The sequence below is a fragment of the Staphylococcus sp. FSL W8-0056 genome, from assembly GCF_037963075.1.
Taxonomy (GTDB): domain Bacteria; phylum Bacillota; class Bacilli; order Staphylococcales; family Staphylococcaceae; genus Staphylococcus; species Staphylococcus aureus.
In genome coordinates this window covers 723,498-743,589 of sequence record NZ_CP150142.1, presented here as the reverse complement: position 1 = coordinate 743,589, position 20,092 = coordinate 723,498, and the positions used below count along the sequence as shown (strand labels likewise).

Annotated in this window: 18 protein-coding genes; 10 read left to right on the top strand and 8 right to left on the bottom strand. The window is 31.7% G+C overall.

Annotated features, from left to right (window positions below; translation table 11 throughout):
• Complete coding sequence (gene qoxD / locus NSS86_RS03855) at positions 1 to 279, top strand: cytochrome aa3 quinol oxidase subunit IV (RefSeq protein WP_001797236.1); 279 nt, start codon at positions 1 to 3, stop codon at positions 277 to 279.
• Positions 280 to 815: 536 nt separating this feature from the next.
• Here the strand turns inward: qoxD and fmtA are convergent.
• Positions 816 to 2,009 carry a teichoic acid D-Ala esterase FmtA gene (fmtA, locus tag NSS86_RS03850; RefSeq protein ID WP_000671245.1) on the bottom strand — a complete coding sequence of 398 codons (1,194 nt, stop codon included), beginning with the start codon at positions 2,007 to 2,009 and terminating at the stop codon, positions 816 to 818.
• A gap of 450 nt (positions 2,010 to 2,459) precedes the next feature.
• On the opposite strand from fmtA, the gene NSS86_RS03845 reads away from it, so the two are divergent.
• The 4 genes from NSS86_RS03845 (at position 2,460) to atl (ending at position 8,758) form a co-directional block, all read left to right on the top strand.
• Positions 2,460 to 3,677 carry a polyisoprenyl-teichoic acid--peptidoglycan teichoic acid transferase gene (locus NSS86_RS03845; protein WP_001031978.1) on the top strand — a complete coding sequence of 406 codons (1,218 nt, stop codon included), beginning with the start codon at positions 2,460 to 2,462 and terminating at the stop codon, positions 3,675 to 3,677.
• 47 nt (positions 3,678 to 3,724) lie between these two features.
• Positions 3,725 to 4,195: an osmotic stress response protein gene (locus NSS86_RS03840; RefSeq protein ID WP_000088431.1), complete on the top strand. Its 471-nt coding sequence runs from the start codon at positions 3,725 to 3,727 to the stop codon at positions 4,193 to 4,195.
• A 154-nt stretch (positions 4,196 to 4,349) separates the two neighbouring features.
• Positions 4,350 to 4,784 (top strand): GNAT family N-acetyltransferase, encoded by a 435-nt coding sequence (locus NSS86_RS03835; protein WP_000491986.1) that lies wholly within the window; start codon positions 4,350 to 4,352, stop codon positions 4,782 to 4,784.
• Positions 4,785 to 5,011: 227 nt separating this feature from the next.
• Positions 5,012 to 8,758 (top strand): bifunctional autolysin, encoded by a 3,747-nt coding sequence (gene atl / locus NSS86_RS03830; protein WP_001074534.1) that lies wholly within the window; start codon positions 5,012 to 5,014, stop codon positions 8,756 to 8,758.
• A gap of 69 nt (positions 8,759 to 8,827) precedes the next feature.
• Here atl and NSS86_RS03825 read toward each other — a convergent pair whose 3' ends face one another.
• A complete protein-coding gene (locus NSS86_RS03825) occupies positions 8,828 to 8,938 on the bottom strand; it encodes a hypothetical protein (RefSeq protein ID WP_001788579.1) in 111 nt (36 codons plus the stop codon).
• A gap of 26 nt (positions 8,939 to 8,964) precedes the next feature.
• Positions 8,965 to 9,384, bottom strand: a complete 420-nt coding sequence (locus tag NSS86_RS03820; RefSeq protein ID WP_000278015.1) for a MarR family transcriptional regulator — start codon at positions 9,382 to 9,384, stop codon at positions 8,965 to 8,967.
• Positions 9,385 to 9,536: 152 nt separating this feature from the next.
• On the opposite strand from NSS86_RS03820, the gene NSS86_RS03815 reads away from it, so the two are divergent.
• The 5 genes from NSS86_RS03815 to sspC all read left to right on the top strand — a co-directional run bounded on the left by NSS86_RS03815 (position 9,537) and on the right by sspC (position 15,083).
• Positions 9,537 to 10,547, top strand: a complete 1,011-nt coding sequence (locus NSS86_RS03815; RefSeq protein ID WP_000202433.1) for an acyltransferase family protein — start codon at positions 9,537 to 9,539, stop codon at positions 10,545 to 10,547.
• Positions 10,548 to 10,742: 195 nt separating this feature from the next.
• Positions 10,743 to 11,897, top strand: coding sequence for an aminotransferase class I/II-fold pyridoxal phosphate-dependent enzyme (locus NSS86_RS03810; RefSeq protein ID WP_000777577.1), 1,155 nt, complete (start codon positions 10,743 to 10,745; stop codon positions 11,895 to 11,897).
• Between the two features lie 527 nt (positions 11,898 to 12,424).
• Entirely contained in the window at positions 12,425 to 13,453 is a 1,029-nt protein-coding gene (sspA, locus tag NSS86_RS03805; RefSeq protein WP_000676539.1) for a Glu-specific serine endopeptidase SspA, read from the top strand.
• Between the two features lie 81 nt (positions 13,454 to 13,534).
• Positions 13,535 to 14,716 carry a cysteine protease staphopain B gene (gene sspB, locus NSS86_RS03800; RefSeq protein ID WP_001089094.1) on the top strand — a complete coding sequence of 394 codons (1,182 nt, stop codon included), beginning with the start codon at positions 13,535 to 13,537 and terminating at the stop codon, positions 14,714 to 14,716.
• A 37-nt stretch (positions 14,717 to 14,753) separates the two neighbouring features.
• Positions 14,754 to 15,083, top strand: a complete 330-nt coding sequence (sspC, locus tag NSS86_RS03795; RefSeq protein ID WP_000284458.1) for a staphostatin B — start codon at positions 14,754 to 14,756, stop codon at positions 15,081 to 15,083.
• Between the two features lie 237 nt (positions 15,084 to 15,320).
• On the opposite strand, the gene menB is transcribed toward sspC, so the two are convergent.
• From menB to NSS86_RS03770, 5 genes are read right to left on the bottom strand one after another with little or no spacing between them, the layout of a single operon-like run.
• The gene (gene menB / locus NSS86_RS03790; protein ID WP_000184945.1) at positions 15,321 to 16,142 is read right to left on the bottom strand and encodes a 1,4-dihydroxy-2-naphthoyl-CoA synthase; all 822 of its coding nucleotides are present in this window, start codon (positions 16,140 to 16,142) and stop codon (positions 15,321 to 15,323) included.
• Positions 16,135 to 16,938 carry a 2-succinyl-6-hydroxy-2,4-cyclohexadiene-1-carboxylate synthase gene (gene menH / locus NSS86_RS03785; protein ID WP_000150197.1) on the bottom strand — a complete coding sequence of 268 codons (804 nt, stop codon included), beginning with the start codon at positions 16,936 to 16,938 and terminating at the stop codon, positions 16,135 to 16,137. The genes menB and menH overlap by 8 nt, the downstream gene beginning before the upstream one ends.
• On the bottom strand, positions 16,925 to 18,598 hold the full coding sequence (gene menD, locus NSS86_RS03780; RefSeq protein WP_000526694.1) for a 2-succinyl-5-enolpyruvyl-6-hydroxy-3-cyclohexene-1-carboxylic-acid synthase: 1,674 nt from the start codon (positions 18,596 to 18,598) through the stop codon (positions 16,925 to 16,927). Before menD ends, menH begins: the two co-directional genes overlap by 14 nt.
• A complete protein-coding gene (locus NSS86_RS03775) occupies positions 18,585 to 19,907 on the bottom strand; it encodes an isochorismate synthase MenF (RefSeq protein ID WP_223197981.1) in 1,323 nt (440 codons plus the stop codon). Before NSS86_RS03775 ends, menD begins: the two co-directional genes overlap by 14 nt.
• Positions 19,873 to 19,977: a hypothetical protein gene (locus NSS86_RS03770; RefSeq protein ID WP_001791731.1), complete on the bottom strand. Its 105-nt coding sequence runs from the start codon at positions 19,975 to 19,977 to the stop codon at positions 19,873 to 19,875. Before NSS86_RS03770 ends, NSS86_RS03775 begins: the two co-directional genes overlap by 35 nt.
• Between the last annotated feature and the right edge of the window lie 115 nt (positions 19,978 to 20,092).

Sequence of the window (20,092 nt, the reverse complement as noted above, 5' to 3'; positions counted from 1 at the left end):
ATGAAACATACTGTAGGATTTATCGCATCTATCGTATTAACGCTTTTAGCAGTTTACGTAACACTATACACGTCATTAACATTCCACGCGAAGTTGACAATTATCTTTGGCTTTGCATTCGTCCAAGCAGGACTTCAATTATTAATGTTCATGCATTTAACTGAAGGTAAAGATGGACGTTTACAAACATTCAAAGTTATCTTTGCTCTTGTAATTACACTTTGTTTCGTTGTCGGAACATATTGGGTTATGCAAGGCGGTCACTCTTCACACTTATAAACAACATTTTAATAATGTAAAGTTTAACCAGCTAACACTTTTGTTAGCTGGTTTTTATTTTCCTTCAATTTTTAAATGGTTAAGTCCCCTTCTATATCTTATAAGACAATCATTATAATCAATTCAATTAATACATTAACAACCACAACTAATAAATATAGTAACTTCAAAATCCATATTTATGTCTAAAGATAATCTCAATGTTGTTCACGTCAATAAAATTATCCCTAGGTTTTTAAAAATTGTACATGTTTAAACAATCAAAAGTGTACATTATTAAATTATCATTTCCAGTTAGATTTAGAAAACATTCACACCACGCATGGACCAATGTATTCGTCTTCATTCATTTTAGTCTGATGCCAACTCACCAAATGATTTCCCCTTTTATCAGTTAACACATATTTTTAAACTCATCCTTCTTCAACCTTATACTTTAAACTTTTTACCACTATAAAAAAAAAGATATAACTCGTATACTGGTCAGATAAGGTCGATGCCTTAATGCCATATACATGTTATATCTTCTATATTAATTATTGAACAATAACACCCTTCGTATTGTAAGGTTTATTTTGTTTTAAAATATCATTATAAATATGTTTGATTCGAACTTCATTGTTTCCTTTTACATTTAATGCAAGTACAACTACATACTTATCATTATAGTAAACAGTAAAGACTTGTCCAAAGAATCCCCCGTTAAGTCTATTCAATGTTGGCTTAGCATAGAAACCATATCGATATTCATCTGGATACTGTTTCGTACCAAACTCATGTAATAATGGATTGGTTATTTTAGGACTGAATAATTTATATTGTTGTATTTGAGTAATTAATTTACCCATATCTGTTGGTGTCATATATAAATTACCTGCACCATAGTATTGGTCCAAAATATTAGGTCTTAAGAATGAAAGTCCTGTACTATTATAAGCATAACCTTTTGCTAGATATTTTTTAAAAGGTTGTTCATCATAAAATGCTGTGTGCTGAAGTTTTAAAGGATCTCCTATTTTTGTATAATAATTCTCAGCATAAGATTTACCTGTAACTTCTTCAATAACTTTCGCAAGTACTAAATAATTCCCATCGTTATACATATGCTTTTTGTATTTCTTAGGATCAATACCACGTTTTTGAATCGCTTTAACTGCTTGATCTAAATTTTTATAATCTTTTGAGGATTTATATTTATATAATCCACTTTGATGCAACATTAAATCTTTCAATGGGATAGGCTTAGATGTTTTAAACCATGGAAGGTATTTACTTACTGGATCATTGATATTTATTTTATGTTCTTCTTCTAACTGTTTTAACAGTAACCCTGTTGAAAATTTTTGAGCTGAACCTATTAAAAACATCGTATTCGGTGTGTTTTTAATACCTTTTTCAAAATCTTGATATCCATAACCTTTACTCATTTTCAATTTGCCATTTTCATATATAGCTACTGAACCGTTAAATAATGAACTTTGTAAATACTTGTCAATTTTCTTATATTTAGGATCCTTGCTATTATATACCTCTTTTAGTTTAGACGGCGCAACCTTTTCCTTATTACGATCCACTAAATATTTTTCATTGTCTGATAATTTTGTTTCCTTATGTATTGGGTCTATAGAATGTGTCTTCGTCTGTAATCGATGAAAAATTAACGCTATAGAAATAATGATAAATAATAGTACACACGCATGTATAACTAGTTTTACTTTATTAAATTTCATTTGATAATTGCCTCACAATGTATTCATTTTATATATTTAAATCGTTAAAAATTTGAACCTAGATGCCTAATAATACAACTTACAAAAATTAACTTATCATTCATTTATGCTTTACGCTACATAGTAATAAGTTTTTCTAATATGTTATCTATACAACAAAATTAATTATACCTTATCACTTTGTATAAATCACTCGAATTTATATTACGCCTTTAAATTTTTTAAGACATCATACTAAAGTCGCATTATATTTTTAAAAATGCTTTTTGATTTTAACAAAACATTCAAATTACAAGGAACTTTGACATAACATTTGTATTTTTTACTATAAAGTACTACAATTTAAGGCTATAATGTATTAGTAATGAAGTTGTATAAATATCGTTCAACTAATTATATTTTAAAATTATGATTATGATTTAACAAAAATTTAATATAGGAGCATCAATCATGAATAAATTTTTAAAATACTTTTTGATCCTTCTAGCATTGGTTCTCATTGTTGTTCCAATAGTCTTCGCTACGTTACTTTTTAAAACGTCCCAAGATGCATTCGAATCTTCTCAAGACAGCAAAAATGCTAATCGTCAATCCAACTTAAGAGATAATAAAGTCAATCCCGAAGAACAACCTATCTCTATTCTTTTCTTAGGTATCGATGATAACGATGGAAGAAGAAAAAAAGGACAGGATGCTGAACACTCTAGATCAGACGCTATGATTTTAACTACTTTTAATCAATCAAAACATCAAATTAGAATGCTTAGTATTCCACGTGATACTATCAGCTACATTCCTAAAGTTGGCTATTACGATAAGATTACCCATGCACATGCATATGGTGGTCCAATTGCCGCAATGGATTCGGTAGAAGCTACCATGAATGTACCTGTTGATTATTATGTGAGAGTCAATATGAAAGCATTTGTCGAGGCTGTAAATGAGCTTGGTGGCATATACTATGATGTGCCATACGACTTAAATGAACCTAACACAGATGATACTGGTAAGATTAAAATTAAAAAAGGGTACCAAAAATTAAATGGTGATGAGGCTTTAGCAGTTGCTAGAACTAGACATCATGATTCAGACTTAAAACGTGGACAACGTCAAATGGAATTAATTAAGATTTTATTCCAAAAAGCACAGGAAGTTGATTCTATTGATAAACTTGATAACGTGATTCAAATTGTAGGCAAAAATGCAAAGCATAATTTAACTAACTCTGAAATTAAAGCTTTAGCAAAAATGTACTTAACAAATGATGTTGAAATTAAAACTGCGCAATTAAAAGGTAAAGATGATATGTTAAATGGTATTTACTATTATCATCCAAGTGTTGAAAGCATTCAAAAATATGCAAACTTACTTCGTAAAGACTTAGAATTATCACCTATTAATGATAAAAATGATTTCTTAGATCAACGTGTCATTAATCATTATGGTTCATTAATACCGTTAACGCCTTTAGATAGTAGTTTATTGAGAAAAGAACAAAATGATACGACAGATAAAGATAAGACATCTAACGAGAACAATGATTCAACTAATAACAGTGATTCCAGCAATCAACAACAACCTGCTACAGATCAAAACTTAAATCAAAATCAAGGTGGCACACAACAAGCGCCACAAGCTTCAAATAACCAAAATGGTGTTGTAAATTAATATTATATGACGATTAACATTTACTATTTATGAAAGGAGCATCATACATGAGTAGAAAAACATACGAAAAGATTGCAAATATAAATGGCATGTTTAATATGTTAGAACAACAAATCATTCATAGCCAAGATATGGCTCATTTTAGAAGTGAATTTTTTTACGTCAATCATGAGCATCGAGAAAACTATGAAGCACTCCTAATTTATTACAAAAATAGTATCGACAATCCTATTGTAGATGGTGCATGTTATATTTTAGCCCTACCTGAAATTTTCAATAGTGTTGATGTTTTCGAATCAGAGTTACCATTTTCATGGGTATATGATGAAAATGGCATTACCGAAACAATGAAATCACTAAGCATTCCATTACAATATTTAGTTGCAGCAGCATTAGAAGTAACTGATGTGAATATATTTAAGCCTTCAGGATTTACAATGGGAATGAATAATTGGAATATTGCTCAAATGCGAATCTTTTGGCAATATACAGCAATTATTAGAAAAGAAGCACTATAACATTAATAATTAATTAGCTATAAAGATGATTCTTGTGAATCATCTTTATAGCTTTTTTATGTCTAATTATTTTTGAGGAAAATAACAATCGTTATTCTATGTTATTATTAGTAAATTAAATGTAAATGATTTTGTTAGGATGTGGAGGAATTTTATGTTTTCAAAAGTAAACAATCAAAAGATGTTAGAAGATTGCTTCTATATAAGAAAGAAAGTGTTTGTAGAAGAACAAGGCGTCCCTGAGGAAAGTGAAATTGATGAATATGAATCTGAATCTATTCACCTCATTGGATATGATAATGGACAGCCAGTTGCCACTGCTCGAATACGCCCTATTAATGAAACAACTGTCAAAATAGAACGAGTAGCTGTGATGAAATCACATCGTGGACAAGGAATGGGTAGAATGCTTATGCAAGCTGTAGAATCATTAGCTAAAGATGAAGGTTTTTACGTAGCTACTATGAATGCCCAATGTCATGCTATCCCATTTTATGAAAGTTTAAACTTTAAAATGAGAGGTAATATATTTCTTGAGGAAGGCATCGAGCATATTGAAATGACAAAAAAGTTAACCTCGCTTAATTAAAAAAAGTTGTATCTATTTTAGAAACATTTGTAATAAACCAATTCTTAAATTGACATCAATTCTATTTGATTTGTCACGTCACCATTGAGATTCAAAATTTTTTTCATTTTTTTACAGTGAAAATGTAAATTAAGAGTATATTACAAATTGGTTAAATACGCACAGGTATATAAAACAGGTACTATAATGTTAGTAATAATTAATAAATGTTAGGAGTAATAAATAGAATGGCGAAAAAATTCAATTACAAACTACCATCAATGGTTGCATTAACGCTTGTAGGTTCAGCAGTCACTGCACATCAAGTTCAAGCAGCTGAGACGACACAAGATCAAACTACTAATAAAAATGTTTTAGATAGTAATAAAGTTAAAGCAACTACTGAACAAGCAAAAGCTGAGGTAAAAAATCCAACGCAAAACATTTCTGGCACTCAAGTATATCAAGACCCTGCTATTGTCCAACCAAAAACAGCAAATAACAAAACAGGCAATGCTCAAGTAAGTCAAAAAGTTGATACTGCACAAGTAAATGGTGACACTCGTGCTAATCAATCAGCGACTACAAATAATACGCAGCCTGTTGCAAAGTCAACAAGCACTACAGCACCTAAAACTAACACTAATGTTACAAATGCTGGTTATAGTTTAGTTGATGATGAAGATGATAATTCAGAACATCAAATTAATCCAGAATTAATTAAATCAGCTGCTAAACCTGCAGCTCTTGAAACGCAATATAAAGCCGCAGCACCTAAAGCTAAAACTGAAGCGACACCTAAAGTAACTACTTTTAGCGCTTCAGCACAACCAAGATCAGTTGCTGCAACACCAAAAACGAGTTTGCCAAAATATAAACCACAAGTAAACTCTTCAATTAACGATTACATTCGTAAAAATAACTTAAAAGCACCTAAAATTGAAGAAGATTATACATCTTACTTCCCTAAATACGCATACCGTAACGGCGTAGGTCGTCCTGAAGGTATCGTAGTTCATGATACAGCTAATGATCGTTCGACGATAAATGGTGAAATTAGTTATATGAAAAATAACTATCAAAACGCATTCGTACATGCATTTGTTGATGGGGATCGTATAATCGAAACAGCACCAACGGATTACTTATCTTGGGGTGTCGGTGCAGTCGGTAACCCTAGATTCATCAATGTTGAAATCGTACACACACACGACTATGCTTCATTTGCACGTTCAATGAATAACTATGCTGACTATGCAGCTACACAATTACAATATTATGGTTTAAAACCAGACAGTGCTGAGTATGATGGAAATGGTACAGTATGGACTCACTACGCTGTAAGTAAATATTTAGGTGGTACGGACCATGCCGATCCACATGGATATTTAAGAAGTCATAATTATAGTTATGATCAATTATATGACTTAATTAATGAAAAATATTTAATAAAAATGGGTAAAGTGGCGCCATGGGGTACGCAATTTACAACTACCCCTACTACACCATCAAAACCAACAACACCGTCGAAACCATCAACTGGTAAATTAACAGTTGCAGCAAACAATGGTGTCGCACAAATCAAACCAACAAATAGTGGTTTATATACTACTGTTTACGACAAAACTGGTAAAGCAACTAATGAAGTTCAAAAAACATTTGCTGTATCTAAAACAGCTACATTAGGTAATCAAAAATTCTATCTTGTTCAAGATTACAATTCTGGTAATAAATTTGGTTGGGTTAAAGAAGGCGATGTGGTTTACAACACAGCTAAATCACCTGTAAATGTAAATCAATCATATTCAATCAAATCTGGTACGAAACTTTATACAGTACCTTGGGGTACATCTAAACAAGTTGCTGGTAGCGTGTCTGGCTCTGGAAACCAAACATTTAAGGCTTCAAAGCAACAACAAATTGATAAATCAATTTATTTATATGGCTCTGTGAATGGTAAATCTGGTTGGGTAAGTAAAGCATATTTAGTTGATACTGCTAAACCTACGCCTACACCAATACCTAAGCCATCAACACCTACAACAAATAATAAATTAACAGTTTCATCATTAAACGGTGTTGCTCAAATTAATGCTAAAAACAATGGCTTATTCACTACAGTTTATGACAAAACTGGTAAGCCAACGAAAGAAGTTCAAAAAACATTTGCTGTAACAAAAGAAGCAAGTTTAGGTGGAAACAAATTCTACTTAGTTAAAGATTACAATAGTCCAACTTTAATTGGTTGGGTTAAACAAGGTGACGTTATTTATAACAATGCAAAATCACCTGTAAATGTAATGCAAACATATACAGTAAAACCAGGCACTAAATTATATTCAGTACCTTGGGGCACTTATAAACAAGAAGCTGGTGCAGTTTCTGGTACAGGTAACCAAACTTTTAAAGCGACTAAGCAACAACAAATTGATAAATCTATCTATTTATTTGGAACTGTAAATGGTAAATCTGGTTGGGTAAGTAAAGCATATTTAGCTGTACCTGCTGCACCTAAAAAAGCAGTAGCACAACCAAAAACAGCTGTAAAAGCTTATACTGTTACTAAACCACAAACGACTCAAACAGTTAGCAAGATTGCTCAAGTTAAACCAAACAACACTGGTATTCGTGCTTCTGTTTATGAAAAAACAGCGAAAAACGGTGCGAAATATGCAGACCGTACGTTCTATGTAACAAAAGAGCGTGCTCATGGTAATGAAACGTATGTATTATTAAACAATACAAGCCATAACATCCCATTAGGTTGGTTCAATGTAAAAGACTTAAATGTTCAAAACCTAGGCAAAGAAGTTAAAACGACTCAAAAATATACTGTTAATAAATCAAATAACGGCTTATCAATGGTTCCTTGGGGTACTAAAAACCAAGTCATTTTAACAGGCAATAACATTGCTCAAGGTACATTTAATGCAACGAAACAAGTATCTGTAGGCAAAGATGTTTATTTATACGGTACTATTAATAACCGCACTGGTTGGGTAAATGCAAAAGATTTAACTGCACCAACTGCTGTGAAACCAACTACATCAGCTGCCAAAGATTATAACTACACTTATGTAATTAAAAATGGTAATGGTTATTACTATGTAACACCAAATTCTGATACAGCTAAATACTCATTAAAAGCATTTAATGAACAACCATTCGCAGTTGTTAAAGAACAAGTCATTAATGGACAAACTTGGTACTATGGTAAATTATCTAACGGTAAATTAGCATGGATTAAATCAACTGATTTAGCTAAAGAATTAATTAAGTATAATCAAACAGGTATGACATTAAACCAAGTTGCTCAAATACAAGCTGGTTTACAATATAAACCACAAGTACAACGTGTACCAGGTAAGTGGACAGATGCTAACTTTAATGATGTTAAGCATGCAATGGATACGAAGCGTTTAGCTCAAGATCCAGCATTAAAATATCAATTCTTACGCTTAGACCAACCACAAAATATTTCTATTGATAAAATTAATCAATTCTTAAAAGGTAAAGGTGTATTAGAAAACCAAGGTGCTGCATTTAACAAAGCTGCTCAAATGTATGGCATTAATGAAGTTTATCTTATCTCACATGCCCTATTAGAAACAGGTAACGGTACTTCTCAATTAGCGAAAGGTGCAGATGTAGTGAACAACAAAGTTGTAACTAACTCAAACACGAAATACCATAACGTATTTGGTATTGCTGCATATGATAACGATCCTTTACGTGAAGGTATTAAATATGCTAAACAAGCTGGTTGGGACACAGTATCAAAAGCAATCGTTGGTGGTGCTAAATTCATCGGCAACTCATATGTAAAAGCTGGTCAAAATACACTTTACAAAATGAGATGGAATCCTGCACATCCAGGAACACACCAATATGCTACAGATGTAGATTGGGCTAACATCAATGCTAAAATCATCAAAGGCTACTATGATAAAATTGGCGAAGTCGGCAAATACTTCGACATCCCACAATATAAATAAGCAACATGAACATAGGATCAAAAGTCATCCCCCACTATCAATCATGGGGGATGACCTTTGATCCCTTTTTTATACATACACAAGCAAAAATAGCGGTGATTGTTTACCATCAATTTTAACAATCACCGCTACTTTTGCTTGTAATTCATGATTCAATTTTTGTTGTGTGCACAATGACACTAAATTATGTGTTTGCTATTGTCGTGTTACAACGATATGCGTCGTTGATTTAACTTATCAAGTAATTGATTTAAATTGTCTAATTCGACTTCCGATAAACATTGACATCTTGCTTCAATCAATTCGCAACGTGCATTATTTATTTGTGAAATTAATGTACGTGCTTGATCAGTCAAAATTAATTCTTTACATCTTAAATCTTCGCTAGATTGTTGACTTGTGATGTAACCTTTCAAAACTAATTTCTTAATCCACCTTGAAACTATAGATTGTTCCCTGCTAATCTTCATCGTCAAATCATACTGTGATAAGCGATCGTAATTAAATAAAATACGGAGAAGTTCTAGCTGTTCAGATGTGATATCCGTGCGTTGTCCAAATCTTCTATTCACTAAGTTTAAGTCATTGTTAGTCAGTGTAATAAGTTTTTCAAGTTGTTTATACATGTTGATCTACTCCACTACATATTATTTATAATATTATATGCTTTTTTTATAATTTTTACAATACTATTCGACACAATAGACAAATTTGTTGCATAACTAATACAAAATATAATAAATTAGTAAGAGTCTTATGGACATAAAGGAGATAAAATATGACTTCATTAAAAGAGAGAGATTATTTTTTTGACAACGCAAGAGCAATTTTAATATTATTAGTCGTATTTGGACATATGTTACAACCCTACACTAGTGGCGATAAATATTTATCAGCATTATACCTAGTTATTTATAGTTTCCATATGCCAACATTTTTGTTTATATCTGGTTATTTCGCGAAAAATATTGATAAACCATACTATTTAGAAAAAATTTCAAAACGTTTGATAGTACCTTATATGATATTTTTTGCATTCTTTTCAATATATTATTTCTTAACAGGTAAAAGTGACGAATTACAACTTGATCCTTTTAACCCAGTATTTGCGTTATGGTTTTTGATCACGCTATTTTTCTTTCATGTCATTTTAGTAATAGTTAGAAGATTTAATCCATATAAAGTGCTATCAGTTTCAATTATTATATCTATTGGAGCAGGTTTTTCAGATAACATCGATAGCTACTTGAGCATTTCAAGGACAATCGTATTTTTCCCAATATTTTACCTAGGTTACATTTTCACCAAAAAACATACGGCTATTTTTAAAAATAAAAAACTAATACCAGTATCTATCATTACCTTTATTTTGTTTTTTATCATTTACGTGATTCATCCTATCAATGCAGATTGGTTATTGGGAAGTTCACCATATACTTCACTTGAAAATGAAGGACAGAGTATATTCAGTCCTTTTAAACGACTTATATTATATGGAATTATATTAATCGCAATGACTGCGTTTCTAAATTTAATGTCAACAAAGAAAAAATTATATACTTATATTGGTAGTCGTACGCTATACGTATATTTATTACATGGTTTAATTATTGGCATTGTTAGAGGATTTGAATGGTACCCATTCGATAATCCTATATCATTAATGACTTATCTTTATTTAATAAGTATATCTGTAATCATCGTATATGTATTATCTACAAACTTTGTTTGTAAATGGACAAATCCAATAATTAATTTACAAAGACCATCACAGTTTAAAGATTCATAATTTTATAGTGTCTAAGTACATTAACTGTAACCACTTTATTCATTTTGAAAAGTAGTTACTACAGTGTATTTAGACATTTTTCGTTTTTCAAATAAAGCTTAAGTAATTTACCCTTTTTTGGTTTAAAAGTATGTTATGATATTATTAATTTCTAAATTTTTAGACAATATTTGATTTATATTTGAGGTGTCACAAATGAAACTTTCTTTAAATTCTAATTCTAAATATTTAAGAGCACCAAGTATTCGCCAATTTTCAAATCGTATGAATAATTTGGATGATTGTGTTAATTTAACTATTGGCCAACCAGACTTCCCGATGCCTGATGTTGTGAAAAAGGCATATATTGATGCTATTAACAATGACAAGACATCATACTCTCACAATAAAGGGTTATTAGAAACTCGCGAAGCAATTAGTCAATACTTCAAAAATCGTTATCATTTTTCCTATGATCCTGAAGAAATTATTGTGACAAATGGAGCAAGTGAAGCAATAGACACAACGTTACGTTCTATCATAGAGCCTGGAGATGAAATTATAATACCGGGACCAATTTATGCAGGCTACATACCACTCATCGAAGTACTAGGTGGTAAACCAATTTATATTGATACAACAGCAACACAATTCAAAATTACACCTGATGCATTAGAAAGTCATATTTCTCCAAAGACAAAAGCTGTCTTGTTAAATTATCCGACTAATCCAACTGGCGTAGTTTTAAAAAGAAATGAAGTTTTAAATATCGTAAATGTATTAAAAAAATATCCGATATTTATTATTAGCGATGAGATTTATGCTGAAAATACATTTAGTGGTAAACATGTATCCTTCGCTGAATTTGAAGACATTCGTGATCAATTAATATTAATTGGTGGTTTAAGTAAATCACACTCAGCAACCGGAATAAGAATTGGTTTTCTATTAGGGCCTCAATATTTGATTGATAAATTAACATTTATGCACGCCTATAATTGTATTTGTGCCAATGTTCCAGCTCAAATAGCATGTATAACAGCACTTAACGAAGGATTAGAAGCTCCTAAATATATGAACGAAGCTTATGTAGAACGAAGAAATTATTTAGTATCTGAATTAACTAAATTAGGTTTTGAGATTACCGCTCAACCTGAAGGCGCGTTTTATATTTTCCCAAGTATTAAACATATCACCGATGACGATTTCGAATTTTGTGTCGATTTACTTGAATCAACACATTTAGCAATCGTTCCAGGCTCATCCTTTACAGAATTCGGTAAAGGATTTGTAAGGATTTCCTATGCTTATGAAATGGATGTTTTAAAAGAAGGTATGAAGAGACTTGCTAAATATTTAAATACTAAATAAAAATGATATGTTGAACTGGACGTCGTGAACTAAATTCATAGTACGTTCAGTTTTTTATATTCTATAAGTTTTAAATAATACTCTATAGAGACTGTAAATACTACCGAGTTATATTCCTCTCCTTTAAACACCTCACTCAAAATGATTCTATCAAAAGGTTTTAATATGCTAACTTATAATTGTTCTTCGAAACTTAAGCACTCAAATAATATATCACCATTCATATTAATCTACCTTTGGCCAAACAATTATTATTCAAAAGTTACTATTTATTATTATAAACAAATACTTTCCATTCGCTCTCAATTCCTTTCTTATTTATTCTTTTAGATAAATGCAAACAATTGACGATCTTATCAATTTAACTCAATTGAATAAAGTATAATACAATTCAATTTTAATTCCCTTAATGTTTTTGTAAACTCTAATCTTTACAAAAACTTTTTAATTTATTTATATATTCTTATTGACTTAAAAATTTTTAGTGTTATATTTAACTTGTAAATAAATTTTTTGGAGGTTTTTAGATGAAAGGTAAATTTTTAAAAGTTAGTTCTTTATTCGTTGCAACTTTGACAACAGCGACACTTGTGAGTTCTCCAGCAGCAAACGCGTTATCATCAAAAGCTATGGACAATCATCCACAACAAACGCAGTCAAGCAAACAGCAAACACCTAAGATTAAAAAAGGCGGTAACCTTAAACCATTAGAACAACGTGAACACGCAAATGTTATATTACCGAATAACGATCGTCACCAAATCACAGATACAACGAATGGTCATTATGCACCCGTAACTTATATTCAAGTTGAAGCACCTACTGGTACATTTATTGCTTCCGGTGTAGTTGTAGGTAAAGATACTCTTTTAACAAATAAACACGTCGTAGATGCTACGCACGGTGATCCTCATGCTTTAAAAGCATTCCCTTCTGCAATTAACCAAGACAATTATCCAAATGGTGGTTTCACTGCTGAACAAATCACTAAATATTCAGGCGAAGGTGATTTAGCAATAGTTAAATTCTCCCCTAATGAGCAAAACAAACATATTGGTGAAGTAGTTAAACCAGCAACAATGAGTAATAATGCTGAAACACAAGTTAACCAAAATATTACTGTAACAGGATATCCTGGTGATAAACCTGTAGCAACAATGTGGGAAAGTAAAGGAAAAATCACTTACCTCAAAGGCGAAGCTATGCAATATGATTTAAGTACAACTGGTGGTAACTCAGGTTCACCTGTATTTAATGAAAAAAATGAAGTGATCGGAATTCATTGGGGCGGTGTACCAAATGAATTTAATGGTGCGGTATTTATTAATGAAAATGTACGCAACTTCTTAAAACAAAATATTGAAGATATCCATTTTGCCAACGATGACCAACCTAATAACCCAGATAATCCTGATAACCCTAACAATCCTGATAACCCTAACAATCCTGATAACCCTAACAACCCAGATGAACCAAATAACCCTGACAACCCTAACAACCCTGATAATCCAGACAATGGCGATAACAATAATTCAGACAACCCTGACGCTGCATAAACTTCATCTTAATTTAGATTTAGTAAATAGAAGCAAAGTCTTAGCAACGCAAAATATTTTGATTTAAATGGAGGGTATTATATGAATAGTTCATATAAATCTAGAGTATTCAATATTATAAGCATCATAATGGTTTCAATGCTTATTTTATCACTAGGCGCATTTGCTAATAACAATAAAGCCAAAGCCGATTCACACTCTAAACAGCTAGAAATTAATGTTAAGAGTGACAAAGTACCTCAAAAAGTAAAAGATCTAGCACAACAACAATTTGCTGGTTATGCTAAAGCATTAGATAAACAAAGTAATGCAAAAACTGGTAAATATGAACTTGGCGAAGCTTTTAAAATTTATAAATTTAATGGTGAAGAAGATAATAGTTACTATTATCCAGTTATAAAAGACGGTAAAATTGTTTATACTTTAACACTTAGCCCTAAAAATAAAGATGATTTAAACAAATCAAAAGAAGACATGAATTACAGTGTTAAAATTTCAAACTTCATCGCTAAAGATTTAGACCAAATTAAAGATAAAAATTCAAATATCACTGTTCTTACTGATGAAAAAGGGTTTTATTTTGAAGAAGATGGCAAAGTTAGATTAGTAAAAGCTACGCCACTACCTGGTAATGTAAAAGAAAAAGAAAGTGCTAAAACAGTTTCAGCAAAATTGAAACAAGAGTTAAAAAATACAGTAACACCTACTAAAGTTGAAGAAAACGAAGCGATACAAGAAGATCAAGTTCAATATGAAAATACATTAAAAAACTTCAAAATTAGAGAACAACAATTCGATAACTCATGGTGTGCAGGATTTAGTATGGCAGCATTATTAAATGCAACTAAAAATACAGACACTTATAATGCACATGATATTATGCGTACATTATACCCTGAAGTAAGTGAGCAAGACCTTCCTAATTGCTCAACATTCCCTAATCAAATGATTGAATACGGTAAATCACAAGGCAGAGATATTCATTATCAAGAAGGCGTACCATCATATGAACAAGTTGATCAACTTACAAAAGATAATGTAGGAATTATGATTCTTGCACAAAGTGTATCTCAAAACCCTAATGATCCACATTTAGGACATGCCCTAGCAGTTGTTGGTAATGCTAAAATTAATGACCAAGAAAAACTTATTTACTGGAATCCTTGGGATACAGAATTATCAATCCAAGATGCAGATTCAAGCCTATTACATTTATCATTCAATCGTGATTATAACTGGTATGGTTCAATGATAGGTTACTAAAAAGTAATATAGATATTGATTAAAGGCAGGTAAAACTATGTATCAACTACAATTTATAAATTTAGTTTACGACACAACCAAACTCACACATCTAGAACAAACCAATATCAATTTATTCATTGGTAATTGGAGTAATCATCAATTACAAAAATCAATTTGTATACGTCATGGCGATGATACAAGTCACAATCAATATCATATTCTTTTTATAGATACGGCACATCAACGCATTAAATTTTCATCTATTGATAATGAAGAAATCACTTATATTCTTGATTATGATGATACACAGCATATCCTCATGCAAACGTCATCCAAACAAGGTATTGGCACTTCGCGCCCAATCGTTTATGAGCGCTTAGTATAACTAATTTAAATGATTTCACTTCATAAAGCGGGTTGGCGAGAATTCAATTTCTCACCAGCTCGTTTTTTCATTGTAATAATAATCTTTAACATTTATTCTTTCTCTATTAATTTACTCAAACCATCTTATCTTTATGATAATTAATTAAAATTCTCTTTTAAATTCTTATAAAATAAAAAAGCCACCTATCGTCGCTAATAAACGACGCAAGTGACTTAATATCATATTCAAAATAACTTATGGGAATTTAGGGAATTGATCGAAGTCAGGATCACGTTTTTCTTTAAACGCATCACGGCCTTCTTTCGCTTCATCAGTTGTGTAATAAAGCAATGTTGCATCCCCAGCCATTTGTTGTAAACCAGCTAAACCATCTGTGTCAGCATTCATAGCTGCTTTAAGGAATCGTAAAGCTGTTGGTGAGTGTTTCATAATCTCTTTACACCATTGCACAGTTTCATCTTCAACTTTATCTAAAGGTACCACTGTATTTACTAGGCCCATATCTAAAGCTTCTTGTGCATTGTATTGACGACATAAGTACCAGATTTCACGTGCTTTCTTATGTCCAACGATACGTGCTAAATATCCTGAACCATAACCTGCATCAAATGAACCTACTTTAGGACCAGTTTGTCCAAAAATAGCATTATCAGCAGCAATCGTTAAGTCACAAACAACATTTAGTACATTACCGCCACCTACAGCATAACCTTTTACCATCGCGATAACCGGTTTTGGAATAATACGAATTAAACGCTGTAAATCTAATACATTTAAGCGAGGGATTTGGTCTTCACCTACATAACCACCATGTCCACGTTTCTTCTGGTCACCACCAGAACAGAATGCTAAATCACCTTCACCAGTTAATACGATAACTGAAACGTTTTGATCATCACGTGCACGTGAAAATGCGTCAATCATTTCAGCAACTGTTTTAGGTGTAAACGCATTGCGTACTTCAGGGCGATTTATTGTTACCTTAGCAATCCCTTCGTAAAATTCATATTTGATTTCATCATATTCTCTAAGTGTTTCCCATTGTCTGTTAGTCATTTTGCTCCTCCTTTAAAAATCCTAATATCATTGTATCAAATTCATCACTATCTTCCACATGAATTGTATGACCTGTAGCAGAAATTAATTTACATTTACTATTAGGAATTAAATTTGCCATTTTTTTCGCAATCTGTACAAATTTTTCATCATATTCTCCAGCTAATATTAATGTTGGTACTTTAATTTCTTTCAGGCGCGGCCATAAGTTTGGCATTTGACCTGTACCATAATCTCTTAATGCTTTGGCCATTTTCTGTGGCGATTGAGACAATCGTTGTAGTCTTATTTGATGTTGTATTTCAACTGGTAATTCTAGTTGCGATTGAAATAATGGCAACTTTTCCCAATCATTAACAAATAATTCAATACCTGCTATGTCTAATACTTTAGCACGTGCATCATCAACAAGACGGCGTTCCAATTGATTTGCTTCTTCTTTAATACCTGGTGACGTACTTTCTAATATCAAATTAGATATAGGGATGTGACCATTAATTGCATAATATAATGCAACACGCCCACCCATTGAATATCCAAACAATGTTATTGATTTATCTTTATATTTATCTAAAATTCGGTCTAACAACGTCGTAATATAATCAAAATTCCACGTTTCATCCATTGAAGACTGATCTTCGCCATGGCCTGGTAAGTCTATAGTGATGACATGACAGATATCAGTATATTTATCGATGTGATTATAATAAGTACGACTGTCGCTAAGAAAACCATGCAGTAATACTAAAACTTGATTGGTCTCAACGTTTGCTTCATAGTATTTATAATGTGTCATGAATCATTTCACTCAATTTCTGATATAAAATTTGATGCTGTTTAAAGTTATCTTCGCGATTCGTTATCAATTCATAAATCGTCGAAGTTTCAGATAACAATGTGGCATTTTTAAATTCTGAAACACTGTTAAAACGTTTAAAATCGAATTGATATAACTTAGCTGTATACTCGAAATCCAATCCCGTCGGTGTGCCAAACAACCGTTCAAAATAGTCAGTTGCACTTTCTTTTTGTGGTAAATATGAAAAAATACCGCCACCATCGTTGTTCAATAATACAATATTCATCTGAATATTATTTAATTTTGACATTAATAGTCCATTCATATCATGATAAAATGACAAATCACCTATCAATAATGTTATTCGTTTATGCACAGCCATACCCAGTGCAGTTGAAACGATACCATCAATACCATTCGCACCACGATTCGCATAGACATCTATATTTTTATTCAATAACAAGTTATCTACATCTCTGATAGGCATACTATTACTAATAAATAATGCATCTTTTTCAGATGTTTTCTTAATCAATTCACCAACGAATGCACTCTCATCTGTAGCTTGTTCCAAATAACATTTAATTTCTTTACGCCCTTTTTTCTCTAAGCATTGCCATTTTTCTAACCAACTTACGCGATTGATGGTCGTGTCTTCCATTAATGATCTAAAGAAATCATTTGCAGAAATCTCATATGAAATATCTGGCGCTATAGGAAAGACATCAATCTTATCATTGTTTTGCACTAATATTTGAAATGCATCAGTTTTCTTTAACCATTGATTCAACTTTTTAGAAATCACTGGTTTCCCAACACGAATTACGAAATCAACATTTAAGTCTAAGCCGCTTCTAAACAGCAAATCATATGTACAGATAACATTCGGATGATCAAATTTTCTTAAATGACTTAAAGGATCAGCTAAAATAGGCAAATCATATATCGTTGAATACGTTAGTATTTGATCAACTTCTTGGTGCTGCATATCCCCTACAATAATTAAACCTTTTTTCTTATTTAAAATGTGTCTTAATGCCGATGCATCTATACTTTTTTGATAGTGCGGTAAAATCTTCATCTCAGAAGTTAACAATTCTGTTGCATTCAAATCAGGTGTTAACGGATCTCTAAATGGCAAGTTAAAATGAATTGGCCCTTTATGTGGTCCATATAAATATTGACTAGCAATTTGCATTTGATAATAAATTGCATTAATGGTCTCTTTACTATCATCCGCAATAGGCATATCGAACTCATAACTTACATAATTATTAAACATATTTACTTGATTAATCGCTTGTGGTGCGCCTACACTTCTTAATTCATGCGGACGGTCACTTGTTAAAACGATTAATGGAATTCTACTAATTTGGCTTTCAGCAATTGCAGGCGTATAATTCGCTGCTGCTGTACCTGACGTACATAATATAGCGACAGGTCTTTCACTGCCTTTAATTAACCCAACTGCAAAAAATGCTGCACTTCGCTCATCGGGGTGTATCCATGTTTTAATATTTGGATGTGCTTCAAATGCAAGTGCAAGTGGCGTTGAGCGTGATCCCGGACTGATAACTACTTCCCTTACGCCGTATGCATATAACTCAGATGCAAATGTAAAAACTTGCTTCGTTAAAGCTGCTTTATGATTTCCCATTCATATCGACTCCTAATGCATTCATCATAGGTGTGAACTTAAGGTTCGTTTCTGCCAATTCACTATCTGGATCAGAATCTTTAACAATGCCACACCCAGCAAATAAAGTTGCTTGTGCTTTCTTAATAAGCATCGAACGAATTGCAACAATAAATTCACAATCATCATATATATCTATATAGCCAACCGGCGCACCATATAATCCTCGTGTACCAAATTCTTTCTGTTCAATAAAATCCATCGCAAATTCTTTTGGATAGCCACCTAAAGCAGGTGTTGGATGTAAATGATCAATTAAACTAATATACGAATCATCCTTCAGTGGCGCCTTTATTTCAGTGTACAAGTGATATAAATGATCATTTTTTAGAATTTTAGGCGTCTTATCATAATGTAATTCAGTGATATAAGGTTTAATATCATGTAAAATACTGTCAACAACAAATCGATGTTCGATTAAGTTTTTATTATCTTTTAAAAATGCTTCAACATTTTTTGTATCTTCGTCCTCATCTTGTGAACGTTTAATTGTACCTGCTACAGCTTTAGTCGATAGTATTTTATTATTGACCTTTATTAATTGTTCAGGTGTTTGTGAAAAGAAAATAGAATCTTGTGATTCTAACAAGAATATATAACTGTTTTTTTCTTTAGAATATGCTTGCTTTAGAATATATGGAATACTGATATCTTTATCGAACTTTATTAACCGTCTACGTGCTAGTACAATTTTTTCTTCATTATTAATAGATTCTATAGCTTCTACTACAAGTTGACGCCAGTCATCTTTATAAATATCTTCATTTCTAGTAATTTCCCCAATTTGCTCGTCCACATCTATATCCGATATATTGTTGAACAAATCCATTAAATCGTTCAATGCCTCAACAGTAAAACTTTCCCTTTTAACTGTATAAGTTAAAAATGTCCCATTATTATCAGTTGAAATTAAAACTTCAGGTAATACAAAATGATTTAGTCCAAACTCTCGCCATTCATCATCTGATTTATGACTTGAAAATTGAAACCCTCCAACAACTCGAAGATGATGTTTCTCAGATTGCGGATGTATAAATGTGATGTTATGTTTTAATTTTTCCCAGTCTTTAAAAATAGATTGTTTATTTTTAGAATTATTTTTGAATAATTGAATTGCTTTGTAGCCAAAATATGACGTTCGATTATCATTCAAACGCATATAAAAGCGATCTCCTGCCTCATTGTCAGTGAGATGAAATAATGTGCTCGGGTCTAGTGACTGTGATAATTTCACTTCAACTGAAACCCATTCCTTTGAGCTGCCATATATCTCTTTGACAATATCGTCCTCTAATACGCCCGTAGCCATCCATTTCACTTCTTTCTTCGTCTTTTTTCACTCATTATTATATTGTATCATTTTTGGATAATTGTGTTACAAGAATTGCTTAAACTTATCTTGCAATTTTTCACGTCAATTGACCTTTATGCTACTTTCTATTAAAATATCTTTGT